The following is a 13,651-nucleotide window of genomic DNA, read 5'->3' as shown; positions in this document are numbered from 1 at the left end:
TATATTCTAACATTATTAATCAATTAGAATTATGAAACGTTTACATACAAAATTAGGTTATGGATTAATAGTAAGTCTCTTACTCTTCTCTTGTGCAAAACAAGAGTTTCTCGACTTTTATGCTGAAAAACCAGAAAGTGTAATCGCACAAGAAGATATTAATTCCTATGAACCCTTAATATCATATATAGATCAAAACATACATCCGAATTTCAAACTGGGTGTGGCTCTCAATATCGATGATTATATCAACAAAGGTGTCATGTATCGATTAGTGAATCGCAACTTTAACGAAATGGTCATGGGCTATGAGATGAAGCATGCTTCCATAGTAAAAGATGATGGAACTATGGATTTGGCACGCGTAGAAAAACTAATCGAGACTGCGAAAGAAAATAATATTGCTTTATTTGGTCATACCTTGACTTGGCACACGGGACAAAATGCTGTGTATTTGAATAAATTAATAGCACCTGTGAAAGTACCAGGCGCCGGAGGTCCTACTTGGGATGCGATTACATCTAATAATTTTGAGTCAGCCAACAATAGCAATTATGAATTCAATACGAATGCAGTCGTATCTTTCACTGCAAATGGTGGGGGAGAAAATGGTGAAGGGCGTGCGCTAAAATTAGTAAATGCTCAAGTAAGAGCAAATGATTGGGATGTACAATTGTTTATCAAGTTTCCAACGGCGACAAAAGTAGGAGAAAAATACAAATTCACAATGTATGCGAAATCAGATGCACCAGCTGAATTCGGATCCCAAGCACATACTGTTCCATACTCCTACAAACACTATGATTTCTTTGGTTCATTCAAAACTACCAATGAATGGGTAAAATTCGAAAAAGAGGTGATCATTTCCGATCAAACAGAAAACTGTACAACCATAGCTTTCAATTTGGGTAAAGCAGCAACAACATTTTATTTTGACAATTTCAAAATAGAAAAATACAATGAAGATGGAGGTGGCGGTAGTACCCCTATTGAAAAAGGATTTGCACTAAAGATGACTAATCCTTCTGCTGTAAACACATGGGAAGCGCAAACAGCGTATGACATTACTGCAACTGACAATAATACTGAATATATTTTGACATTAGCAGCCAAAGGAAGTAAAGCAGGGTCAATAGGTGCTGATCTACAAAAAACTGCAAACTACTCAGGAAATTCATTTGGTTCCATAGCTCTAACAACAGAATACAAAGAATACGAATTAAAACTTACGACTACTGATAATCGTAACCGTTTTCTTTTCAATTTTGGGCAATATGACGGTACTGTATTTGTCGATAATGTCAAATTGGTAAAAGCCGGCAGTACTACAAACCTAATAGGGAATAATACCTTTGAAACAGGAATTGATGGATGGATCGGATGGGGTAATAATTCATCACGTAGCCAGTCAGCTGATGGCCAAGGTTTTGGCGGATTAGGTGGAAACACTATTGAAAAAACACCTGAAGAGAAAAAAGAAATCTTAACCAATGCGCTTGAAGAATTTATTGCTGGTATGATGTCTGTTTCTAAAGATTATGTAAAAGCTTGGGACGTGGTAAATGAACCAATGTCCGACTGGCCTGATCAATATGCGCTAAAAACAGGAGTTGGTAAAACCGAAATGGCAGCTGATGAATTCTACTGGCAAGACTATATGGGTAAAGACTATGCTGTGAAAGCAATAGAATTTGCCCGTAAACACGGTAACTCAAATGACATTTTATTCATCAATGATTACGGTCTAGAAGGTGGCGGAAATAAGTGTAAAGGATTGATTGCCTACGTCGAATATGTGGAGAGCAAAGGGGCAAAAGTTGACGGAATTGGAACGCAAATGCACATTGACATCAATGCCAATAAAGATAACATTGTAAATATGTTCCAACTTTTGGCTGCTACTGGCAAATTAATTAAAGTATCAGAGCTAGATATTGGTATGGGTAGTGGTATTAAAACACCTCAAGCAACGGCAGAAATGTATGCAAGACAAGCAGACATGTATAAGTTTGTATTTGAGAAGTATTTCGAAATTATCCCAAAAGCACAACAATATGGTATTACAGTTTGGAGTCCTTTAGATAGTCCAGACAACGAATATTCATTCTGGAGAAGAGGTGAGCCAATTGGTGTATGGACAGAAGGTTTCGTCAGAAAACCAGCTTACAAAGCTATATCAGAAGCATTAGAAAAACAAAAAAAATAACTTGTGATAAATATAATGACAGATCTAGGTCATTAGGAAGGGAGGCAGCTGATTACTCCTCCCTTTTGCTAATTTTTATAATTATTTATAAGATTTAAATCGATGATAAGTAAAAAAAATATTCTGCTCCTATTAGCGATCCTAACCTGTGGAATTTGTGTTGCCCAAGATCCAAATTTCCACATCTACCTTTGTTTTGGTCAGTCCAATATGGAGGGGCATGGTAAGTTTGAACCTCAAGATACGGTTACAAACAAAAGGGTCGTGCTATTACAAAGTATAGATTGTCCAGATCTCAACCGCAAAAAAGGTGAATGGTATACAGCCCAATCTCCTCTTACACGTTGCCACACAGGATTGACTCCTGCTGATTATTTTGCAAAAACTTTAGCTGAAAACACCAAAGAAAATGTACGTATAGGAATTATTAATGTATCGGTGGGAGGTTGTCATATCCAATTATTTGATAAAGATAGTACAGCAAATTATGTAACGAGAGCCCCTAATTGGATGAAAGGCATACTGTCCGCATACGATGATAATCCCTACCTAAGACTAATCGAAATGGCAAAAATTGCACAAAAATCTGGTGTAATTAAAGGTATTTTGTTACATCAAGGAGAATCGAATACAGGCGATAAAGATTGGCCAAATAAAGTAAACAAAGTGTATACTAATTTATTAAATGATCTATCACTTAATTCCAATAAAGTTCCAATTCTTGCTGGAGAATTACTATCTGCAGAACAGGGAGGTAAATGTGCAAGCATGAATGCAATAATTAAAAAATTACCTCAAACTATACCAAATGCTCATGTAGTATCATCCAAAGATTGTGAAGGTATTCCTGATGGTCTTCATTTTAGTCCTGCTGGATATCGACAATTGGGCAAAAATTTTGCAAAAACTATTCTTAATTTATATCAAAATTAGTTTGCTAAAATGTGGTCTAACAGACCACATTTTTTATTAATAGTCAATTACTCTACGTACTTGGATTTAGATTTTGTAAATTGAAATATGATTGCAAAACCTCTTTCCGACCCTCCTGCTTGTGCTACAGATATTTTAGCATTACAGGATACTTTAGAAATTATCGGCGGCAAATGGACTTTATTAATTGTACATTATCTGCTAAGCCGTAGGCAAGAAATCAATACTTTTACAAAGATAGAGCAGGATATTCCGGGATTGTCAGCAAAGGTTCTTTCAAAAGAATTAAAAATATTAGAACTCAATAAGCTAATCATTAGAGAAGCATTTCGAACCAAACCTGTAACCGTCAAATATGCAATATCAGAATACGGTAAAAGTCTTGAATCCATAATTTCGATGCTTGTAAACTGGGGTCAAGAGCATCGTAATGTAATTTTTGGTAAAAAATAAGAGGTTTACAAAACACTGCAAACCTCTTATTTAATTACTTGAAGTAGTAATTATTACTTATTAGCTACAATAGTAACTTTGAAATTAATCTCTTTTGAAATTAAATCGTCTTTCTTACCTTCATAAGTTACACCCCAATCCTCACGTTTAATATTGAAGTCTGCTGTGTATTTAGCAACTGCGTCCGTCACTTCGCCTACTTTAGCATCAAAAGTGATATTTTTTGAAAGACCTTTGATAGTTAAGTTTCCAGAGATAACAACATCTGCAGCAGTAGCTCCAGCTTTTACTTCTGTAATTTCGAAAGAAGCTTCAGGGAAATTAGCTACAGCAAAGAAATCGTCCGCTTTCAAGTGACCATCTAATTTATCTTTGTATTCGCCTTCTAAGTCAGTACTGTTTATTGTATTCATATCCAATACAAAGTTACCACCAGAGATAGTACCGTTATCTACATTCAATGAACCCGACTTAATTGTAACAGTACCTGTATGAGCACCTGTCACTTTTGTACCTGTCCATACTAATTGTGATTGCGTAGTATCAACTGTATAAGATGTACCCGTTGTAGCTTGAGCTACTGCTACTGAATCTTTAGTTTCAGCTTTTTTACCATCTGGATTTCCAGCACATGAAGCTAATACAAGAGAAGCTACAGCTGCGAATAGAACTAATTTTTTCATGCCTAAATAGAGTGTTTTTTTAATAGTTAATATACAAAAGTAGTATTCTTAGAGTTAATAGAAAGTCATTTATGCATTATTAACATTTAAACGACAATTCATTAATGTCCGAGTGGCTGTGCCTCCACACGTTTGATATCTGCCCCTAATGCTTTCAGACGTTCTTCAATATTTTGATAGCCACGTTCAATCTGTTCAATATTGAAAATCGTTGATTTTCCTTGAGCCGATAATGCGGCAATTAATAACGATACACCCGCACGGATATCTGGAGACGACATTGGAATACCTCTCAACTTATTCTGTTTATTCAGCCCAATAACTGTTGCACGATGTGGATCACATAATATAATCTGAGCACCCATATCGATCAATTTATCGACAAAGAACAATCTACTTTCGAACATCTTTTGGTGAATCAATACATTACCTTTAGCTTGGATAGCTGTTACCAAAACAATACTTAATAAGTCTGGTGTAAATCCTGGCCATGGAGCATCCGAAATAGTTAAAATCGAACCATCAATAAAAGTATCTATCTCGTACGAATCTTGTGCCGGAATAAAAATATCATCACCACGTAATTCCATCTTTATACCTAAACGTTGGAATACCGAAGGAATAATACCTAGCTCTGGATAAGACACATCTTTAATCGTAATTTCAGAACCTGTCATTGCAGCCAAACCTATGAAAGAACCAATTTCGATCATATCTGGTAACATACGATGTTCGGTACCCCCTAGTCTTTCAACACCTTCAATTGTCAACAAATTAGACCCAATACCAGATATTTTCGCTCCCATGCGATTCAACATCTTACATAATTGTTGTAAATATGGTTCACAAGCGGCATTGTAGATAGTCGTAGTACCCTTTGCCAATACTGCTGCCATTACGATGTTTGCTGTTCCTGTCACTGATGCTTCGTCCAACAAGATATATGCACCTTGTAACTGTGTGGCATCTACATTAAAAAATTCATTTTCAACATCGTAAATAAATTTAGCACCTAATTTTTCAAAACCTAAAAAGTGAGTATCTAAACGACGACGACCAATTTTATCACCTCCAGGTTTGGGAATTGCGGCTTTACCAAAGCGAGCTAATAGTGGCCCCACGATCATAATCGAACCACGAAGACCTCCACCTTTCTGTTTGAATTCTTCAGAGGTAAAATAATCAATATTAATATTTTTAGCCTCGAATTCGTAAGTGTCTTTATTTAATTTATTCACTGAAACACCTAAAGACCCCAATAAATCGATTAATTTATTGACATCTTTAATATCAGGAATATTACTTATTGTCATTTTTTCTTCTGTCAATAATACAGCTGACAAAATTTGTAAAGCTTCGTTCTTAGCACCTTGAGGAATAATTTCACCCTTCAAAGGCTTTCCACCATGTATTTCAAATGCGTTCATATATACTATAAAGGATATTTCATTAAATAAAATAAGTAACTAATAGCTTTATCAGTTACTTATCGTAAAATATAAATAATCTATGAAAGATTATTTTTTGTAGTTGCTATTGCTATTATTGTTGCTTTGGTAGCTTTTTTTGTAACCACCTCCCCCACTGTTATTATTATTGTTGCTGTAAGATTTTCTCTTATCACCTTGGTTATTACTTCCTCTATTATTATTGTTACTTGGTCTCTTACTGTTAAACTGTGTAGTTTTTTGATTATTGTTGCTAGATGAAGTTTGATTCGTTTTTGCTCTATTTCCAGGAGGCGGTGTACGGAAATCAAGTTTCGTCAATACCGTATCTGCAGGTAATGATAATTGTCCATTTGAAAGTTCTTTCAAATCTTCTAATATCTGCAAATCACTTACCGAATCTTTATTCCACGTGGAATAAGCCATTTTCATAAAATTAGCTACACCCAATGTCAATTTAGATCTAGTGTCTTCATTCGTGACAGAGATAGCCTTTTTAATCATATCTTCTACGATGTGACCATAATGTTTGAAACGAATCTTATGCTGTGGATAAGGTAAGGTTTCTGGCTTATGGTAAATATCTTCACGCTTTGGAATAGGAAACGGTGAATCTACATCAATTTTAAAATCCGAAATTATATATAAGTGATCCCAAAGCTTATGCTTGAAATCAGAGACATCACGCAAATGCGGATTAAGCACTCCCATCATATCAATAACCACCTGAGCTAACCTGTTACGCTCCTCTCTTTCAGGCACTGTACAAATATAGTCAACCATATTTTGCACATTCCTACCATATTCGGCCAATATTAATTTGGAACGAGTACTATTATAATCAAAATTCATATTGTGAAATTAAACGTCTTTAAAGTAACGTTATTATTTTTAATCAAGTAAAGATAATTGTTCTTACTGAACTATCCTAAGTTTTGCAAATTTAAGCAACAATTGTTTCTGTCCCAACTCTTTGAAGAAAATAGTTGCTTTTATATCAGGTTTATTTCCTTCTAGATTCACAACCTTACCAAACCCGAAACGTTCATGCTCTACTTCCATTCCTACTTGTAGATTGTTTGTATCAGAAGGAGCAAATCCTTCAGAAGGAACGTGCGCCTTAGGCAATATGGACGTCGTCTTTACAACCTTTGGCTTCGGCTTAGAAAATGTATCTTTTTCCTTTGCTTGCCATGCTACGCGATCAGACTTAAAACCTCCATCTGAAGCCCCATTTGTATTTCTTGGATTAAAATCTAAATCCAGATAACTCGGATTCAATTCATCTAGAAAACGACTAGGTTCGCAATTATTCAATGTACCCCAACGGTAACGTGATGTAGCATATGAAAGGTGCAATTTCGTCTCTGCACGTGTCACCGCTACATAGAATAACCGTCTCTCCTCTTCTAGTTCGCTTCGCGAATTTAAGGATAATTGTGAAGGAAATAAATTTTCTTCTAATCCCACGATGAATACGACTGGAAACTCTAATCCCTTTGATGCATGAATCGTCATTAAAGAAACTGTATCTGCATTCGGATCTTTATCGTTATCGTCGTTTGTCAACAACGCTACATCTTGTAAAAAGATATCTAAAGTCTTTTGTTCAATATCTTCACGCTCCGAAAACTCCTTGATACCATTCAACAATTCTTGAATATTCTCATATCGAGCCAAACCTTCTACCGACTTATCCTCGTACAAATCTTTCAGAATACCTGAATGTTGGGCAATATGCATCGCTGTATCAAAAGCGTTAGAATTGTTTCCTACTGCTTGGAAGCTTTGAATCATCGTTCCAAAATTACCAACTGATGTCGCACTGCGACCGTCTAAAAACATATGTGCATTGACGACTACATCCCACAATCGGTATTGATTTTTGTCAGCAGCTACAATAATTTTCTCCACTGTAGTATCACCTATTCCACGACGTGGATAATTGATAACACGCTTAAGTGCCTCTTCATCATTCGGATTGTACGTCAATCTAAAATAAGAAATTAAATCCTTAATCTCTTTGCGTTGATAAAATGAAGTGCCTCCATATAACTTATATGGAACATTTAGCTTACGCAAAGATTCCTCCATTGCACGTGATTGTGCATTAGTACGGTATAGGATAGCAAAACCTTTATAAGGAAGTGACTTCAGCGTTTTCTCTTGAATGATCGCCTCGGCAACAATCTTACCTTCTTCATTATCCGAAAAAGCACGTGCTACTTTAATTTTATCACCTTCTTCATTGTCAGAGAACACATTTTTCTCCAACTGATTTTTATTGTTGGCTATAATACTGTTGGCAGCATTTACAATCGTTTTCGTCGAACGGTAATTTTGTTCCAACTTGAAAATTTTCACATCTGGATAATCCTTTTGGAAATTCAAGATGTTCTGAATATTCGCACCGCGAAAAGCATAGATACTTTGGGCATCATCCCCTACCACACATATATTTTCACTTACGGCAGCCAATCTTTTTACGATTAGGTATTGCGAAAAGTTGGTATCTTGGTACTCATCAACCATCAGATATTTAAACTGATGTTGGTATTTGTGTAATACTTCAGGATGTTTATTCAACAAAACGTTGGTCTTGAACAACAAGTCATCAAAATCCATAGCTCCCGCACGGTAACAGCGCTGCGCATATGTCATGTAAATCTGTCCCATCTGCGGACGACCATTTTCACGATCTTCAGCCAGCAGGGCTTCATTTTTATTATACTCTTGAGGAGATATCAAGTTGTTTTTTGCGGACGAAATCCGACCATATACATGATTCACATTATACAATTTGTCATCAAGATTCATTTCTTTCAATATGGATCTCAACAAACTTTTCGTATCATCTGTATCGTAAATCGTAAAATTCTTTGGATAACCGATCAGCTCCGCCTCCACACGTAAAATACGCGCAAAAATAGAGTGAAATGTGCCCATCCAAATATTCTTAGCTTCTGAACCTACAACCTTTATGATACGCTCACGCATTTCCTTAGCCGCTTTATTCGTAAACGTAAGTACTAAAATATTAAAGGGGTCTACTCTTTTTTGAATAAGGTGAGCAACTCTATATGTAATTACACGTGTCTTTCCCGAACCTGCTCCCGCTACGATCATTACTGGTCCCTCGGTTTGTTCTGCAGCAGCACGTTGATTGGGATTTAATCCTGCTAAAAAATCCAAAATATTATTCGTTATTTTTGCGTTAGAAATAGACTGTAAAGTTAGGAATTTTGATTCAATGTACCATACCCTTACTAGGATTATTAGCAATTTATTACCTTTATGACTTAAACCTTACAACCATGAAAAAACTTATATTTTTTCTTTTCTTATCGATTAGCCAAATTACTTTTGCACAACAAAAATCAACTCTTCCTAAAGGACTCGTCTATCTTACTGATTATATACCACATATAGCCTTAGATTTAAAATATTTCACGAATCACAATTTTGTTGGAAAACAAATTGATGGTTATAAGGCGAATAAAGTTATACTAACCCAAAGAGCAACTCTAGCGATACAAAAAATTGAAAAAGAACTTAATAAAGAAGGTTTAGGATTAAAAGTATTCGATGCATACCGACCACAAACCGCTGTCAATCATTTCAAAAGATGGGCTAAAGACGTCAAAGACACATTGATGCGACAAGAATTTTATCCACAAGTGGATAAACGCGATTTATTCAAAAAAGGATTTATTGCATCCAAATCTGGACATAGTCGTGGCAGTACCATTGATCTAACCATTATTGATTTAAAAACAAAGAAAGAATTGGATATGGGAGTAGCTTTTGATTTCTTTGGTGAAGAATCTGGCCATGGTTATCAAAAGCTACATACTACGCAAAAGCAAAATCGAATCAAACTCAAGAAAATAATGGAGAAATACGGTTTTAGAGCATATAGCAAAGAATGGTGGCATTACACTTTAAATAACGAACCATTCAAAGACAAATATTTTGATTTCCATATAAATTAAAAAACAGAGTGCTTAATGCACTCTGTTTTTTAATTGTATTGAGGAATTATCTATTTCTTCACTCAAACCTATGAGATAACCATTTAGTATAGCATATTTAAGATTTCCATTACTATCACCAATATAGAAATTCGCCATTCCACCAAAATCTGCTGTAATAGGCATATAAAATCTAGACTGGGTAAATAGATGTACTGGAAATGTATGTAATGATTTTTCTTTGGTCTCGCCTACTTCTTTGATTTTTACAGCCATTACACCATTTTTCAGTAAATCGTATGCTTGAGCAGTAGTCAAGTCGTTTATTGACTTAATACCTAACGAATCTACCTTTCCAGCGATTAATTTTAAACCATCAGCATCTACTTCATCATATCCAAAAGACTCTTTCAAATCACCAATATCTTCAACTTTACCCCTGACGAAATAATCACGTCCAACAGTCATTTCATTTCGTCTAATCGCTAAGTCTGTTTTGAACGAATTCGAGTCAGTTCCAACAGTGATATTACGAATTACAACATCGTGCAGTTGAGATGCATTGAATGGAATATCTTCATATTGTTGTTTATTAAACTGCGCATAACTGCCTTCGGCTATTTGAATCAACGAATTTAAGATGATAATAAAATTCAGTTTACGAATCTGTTGTTTTTCAGGATCACCTTTCATCCCTCCTGATTCTATTAATACGGTGCTCGCATCCCAAGATTGGAAATTATCTCCAAAACCTCTAGGCGTATAAGTATCGTCATATTTAGCTACAGCATCAGGAATATATTTCTGCAAAATATCATTCATTCCAGCTGCAATTTTCATAGCATTCTCTCGAACAGGATTTATCTCCCGAGACTCATTAAATGCAGGTGCTAACAAGGAAATGGACACTGGATTTTTAGTTCCAGGAACATTGTAATAAATATTTTGATCGTGCAAATTGAATCCATATTGCGGATTAATTACCCGCGCACGCGCACGTAATAGCGCCCCTTCCACAGTATGACCAGCTCGAGCATCACGATTCATATCTATACCCTGCGCAGTACGACGTTGGTAGCGTTCGGCCCCATCCGGATTTAACATAGGAATAAAATGAATATTCAATTTTGATTTCAATAAGTCACGAATAGTATCGTGTCCATCTTGACTACCTTCCAAAAAGTTAAACAAATCAAATAAGGCCATAGTTGCCGTTGGTTCATCACCATGCATTTGAGACCACAACATTACTCTCTTACTTCCATTGCCATAAGATGCTTCATAGATTGCTCTTCCTTCAAAAGATTTACCAATTTGAACAATATCTAAAACTGCTTTTTGTTTATGCAATTGAAGTAAAGAATCTACATCCTTAGGCTTGAATCGTCTATGCTGAAGTGCTGGCTCTTTATATTGGGAATAGATCGTATTAAAAGTAGTAGTATCGATTTTCATAGCATTTGAATAACCCACAGTTGTATCATGACTTTGGTCGCAAGCATGTAAAGAGCCCATTATACTTAGTAACAATATTAACTTTTTCATACTAAAGACTTTTCTAAATATTCAATTTTTCCAGTTGATGCATCCATACGAGCTTTTACCCCCACAGGCATTAAAAACTGATCAGAAATATGGCCTATCATAGCCCCACTAAAAGCTGGAATCCCCAGGGGCTTGATATAATCATTAAGCATTTGTTCCAACGTCAACGAACCATATCCACCTGTAGGTCCACAATTTGAACATTTGCCAAAAATAAACCCAGAAATCTGCGAAAGAATACCTGCATTCATCAATTGGCAAAACATGCGATCCAATCGTTCGGATTTTTCATCAATTTCTTCCAAAAACAAGATAGCTCCCTTAAAATCTGGCAAATATGGCGTACCACATAAACCCGATAACAAGGTTAAGTTTCCTCCTATTATTGTTCCTTCAGCTATTCCCGGTGTGATGGTTTGAATTCTATCCTTATATTGAATAATTTGACTATCGGATTTGGTTGGGTTTTCATACACAGCCAACTTATTTTCTAGAAATTGTTCCTTAAATAATTTAGCTACATAATTACTCCATGTACTGCTTCCCACCACTCCGTGAAAGGATACCAAGCCTGCTTTAGCGTAAAATGCTAATATCAATGCAGTAATATCACTATAACCTAACAAGACTTTAGGATTATTTCGGATCAACTCGTAATCTATTCGAGGGAGTAATCGCGATGCACCATTGCCGCCACGAATACAGAGTATGCCCTGCACAGTCTTGTCTCCAAACATAGCATGCAAATCACTTAAGCGTTCTTCATCTGTTCCTGCCAAATTACCATATCGGTAGCGAATGAATTTCCCTTCTTTTACCTTAAAACCAAAATAAGCCAAGACTTCTTTGGTCATGGTGATAGTCTCTTCGTCGGATAAAGCGCCTGCGGGTGTGATGATACCTATAGTATCACCTTCCTTTAAAACCTTCGCTTTTAATAATGATTTGACAGCACCCGTAGCTTCTGAAACAGCCTTCACTGTTTGATCAGAAATCGCTAAGCCCCCCAAACCCAGTCCAATCGATTTTAAAAACGTTCGTTTGTCCATTATCGGTTAAATAATAATCGATGCCCTGAGCCTACCTCCAATATCTGTCCATTAGAATATGCTAAGTTGCCAGATACGATTGTATGTTCTATAGTTGATGTAAATGTATGATTTTCAAAAGGTGACCAACCACATTTTGAAAGTATATTTTGACGTGTTACCTGATAAGGTTTATTTAAATCAACCAAAACCAAATCTGCCCAATAGCCCTCTCTAATAAAACCACGTTGCTCAATCTGAAAACATCTAGCTGTATTGTGCGCCGTTTTTTGTACAAGCTGCTCTAGCGTCAGTTTCCCTTGATGAACCATATCCAAAAGGGCTATCAATGCGTGTTGTACCAAGGGGCCTCCAGATGGTGCTTGCAAATAAGACTGCTCTTTCTCTTCAATCGTATGCGGTGCATGATCTGTAGCGATCACATCAATATGCCCATCCAACACAGCCTTTAATATTTGATCTCTGTCTGTCGATGTTTTAACGGCAGGATTCCACTTGATGTAATTCCCTTTTGTTTTATAATCTTCGTCCGAAAACCAAAGGTGATGTACGCATGCTTCTGCCGTTATTCTTTTTTGTTCTAAAGGAATTGTATTGTCAAACAACATCGTTTCTCTACCTGTCGATATATGTAGAATATGCAAACGAGTATTGTTCTTTTTCGCTAATTCAACAGCTTTAGATGAAGACAAATAACAAGCTTCAGCCGAACGAATTAAAGGATGCATATCAATTGTAATCGCATCTCCATATTTATCTTTATATGTTGCTAAATTAGCTTTAATCGTAGCTTCATCCTCACAATGTGTTGCAATTAGAGTTGGTGAATTTCTAAAAATGTTCTCCAATGCAGTTTCGTTATCTACCAACATATTACCCGTTGAAGAGCCCATAAAAACTTTCACACCACATACATCACGTGGATTCGTTTTTAAGACTTCGTCAATATTATCATTCGCTGCTCCCATGAAAAACGAATAGTTAGCCAAAGAAGTATCTTGACCAATATCATATTTGTCTTGAAGCAATTTCTGCGTCAATGTGTTGGGTACAGTATTGGGCATCTCCATAAAGGATGTCGTACCTCCCGCTACTGCAGCACGACTTTCAGTAAAAATATTCGCTTTATAGGTTAATCCAGGTTCTCTAAAATGCACTTGATCATCAATTAAACCAGGAAGAAGGTGTAATCCCTCTGCATTAATTTCTTGATCGGCTTGGATATCAAGTTGAGGAGCGAGCTTCTCAATTCTACCATTTTTGATATATACGTCTAGTACTTGAGTTGTACTTTCGTTAACCACCTGCGCATTTTTAATGAGTATTGATGACATTTTTTATTTTTTGATAAGAATGTAACTAG

Annotated in this window: 11 protein-coding genes; 4 read left to right on the top strand and 7 right to left on the bottom strand. The window is 36.0% G+C overall.

Going from position 1 to position 13,651, the window contains the following annotated elements; genetic code table 11:
- The first annotated feature begins 31 nt into the window (after positions 1-31).
- The 3 genes from IPZ78_RS05530 to IPZ78_RS05520 all read left to right on the top strand — a co-directional run bounded on the left by IPZ78_RS05530 (position 32) and on the right by IPZ78_RS05520 (position 3,592).
- Positions 32-2,206: an endo-1,4-beta-xylanase gene (locus IPZ78_RS05530; protein ID WP_225551998.1), complete on the top strand. Its 2,175-nt coding sequence runs from the start codon at positions 32-34 to the stop codon at positions 2,204-2,206.
- A 102-nt stretch (positions 2,207-2,308) separates the two neighbouring features.
- Entirely contained in the window at positions 2,309-3,139 is an 831-nt protein-coding gene (locus tag IPZ78_RS05525; RefSeq protein ID WP_225551997.1) for a sialate O-acetylesterase, read from the top strand.
- An 87-nt stretch (positions 3,140-3,226) separates the two neighbouring features.
- A complete protein-coding gene (locus IPZ78_RS05520; protein WP_225551996.1) occupies positions 3,227-3,592 on the top strand; it encodes a winged helix-turn-helix transcriptional regulator in 366 nt (121 codons plus the stop codon).
- 53 nt (positions 3,593-3,645) lie between these two features.
- Here IPZ78_RS05520 and IPZ78_RS05515 read toward each other — a convergent pair whose 3' ends face one another.
- From IPZ78_RS05515 to IPZ78_RS05500, 4 genes are all read right to left on the bottom strand, one after another.
- On the bottom strand, positions 3,646-4,275 hold the full coding sequence (locus IPZ78_RS05515; protein WP_225551995.1) for a YceI family protein: 630 nt from the start codon (positions 4,273-4,275) through the stop codon (positions 3,646-3,648).
- Positions 4,276-4,376: 101 nt separating this feature from the next.
- On the bottom strand, positions 4,377-5,702 hold the full coding sequence (murA, locus tag IPZ78_RS05510) for a UDP-N-acetylglucosamine 1-carboxyvinyltransferase (protein WP_225551994.1): 1,326 nt from the start codon (positions 5,700-5,702) through the stop codon (positions 4,377-4,379).
- A 90-nt stretch (positions 5,703-5,792) separates the two neighbouring features.
- Positions 5,793-6,575: a DUF4290 domain-containing protein gene (locus tag IPZ78_RS05505; protein WP_225551993.1), complete on the bottom strand. Its 783-nt coding sequence runs from the start codon at positions 6,573-6,575 to the stop codon at positions 5,793-5,795.
- Positions 6,576-6,638: 63 nt separating this feature from the next.
- Positions 6,639-8,915: an ATP-dependent helicase gene (locus tag IPZ78_RS05500; RefSeq protein WP_225551992.1), complete on the bottom strand. Its 2,277-nt coding sequence runs from the start codon at positions 8,913-8,915 to the stop codon at positions 6,639-6,641.
- A gap of 122 nt (positions 8,916-9,037) precedes the next feature.
- Between IPZ78_RS05500 and IPZ78_RS05495 the strand changes: the two genes are divergently transcribed.
- Entirely contained in the window at positions 9,038-9,715 is a 678-nt protein-coding gene (locus IPZ78_RS05495) for a M15 family metallopeptidase (protein WP_225551991.1), read from the top strand.
- Positions 9,716-9,727: 12 nt separating this feature from the next.
- Here the strand turns inward: IPZ78_RS05495 and IPZ78_RS05490 are convergent, their stop codons facing one another.
- Genes IPZ78_RS05490 through IPZ78_RS05480 form a run of 3 tightly spaced genes read right to left on the bottom strand, consistent with a single transcriptional unit; the run spans position 9,728 to position 13,622 of the window.
- Complete coding sequence (locus tag IPZ78_RS05490) at positions 9,728-11,239, bottom strand: M14 family zinc carboxypeptidase (RefSeq protein ID WP_225551990.1); 1,512 nt, start codon at positions 11,237-11,239, stop codon at positions 9,728-9,730.
- Positions 11,236-12,288 carry a S66 peptidase family protein gene (locus IPZ78_RS05485; protein WP_225551989.1) on the bottom strand — a complete coding sequence of 351 codons (1,053 nt, stop codon included), beginning with the start codon at positions 12,286-12,288 and terminating at the stop codon, positions 11,236-11,238. Before IPZ78_RS05485 ends, IPZ78_RS05490 begins: the two co-directional genes overlap by 4 nt.
- On the bottom strand, positions 12,288-13,622 hold the full coding sequence (locus IPZ78_RS05480; RefSeq protein WP_225551988.1) for a dihydroorotase: 1,335 nt from the start codon (positions 13,620-13,622) through the stop codon (positions 12,288-12,290). Before IPZ78_RS05480 ends, IPZ78_RS05485 begins: the two co-directional genes overlap by 1 nt.
- Between the last annotated feature and the right edge of the window lie 29 nt (positions 13,623-13,651).

This window comes from Sphingobacterium bovistauri (assembly GCF_020295405.1).
Lineage (GTDB): Bacteria > Bacteroidota > Bacteroidia > Sphingobacteriales > Sphingobacteriaceae > Sphingobacterium > Sphingobacterium bovistauri.
Note: the sequence above shows the minus strand (reverse complement) of the source record. Positions and strands in the feature narration are given on the sequence as shown.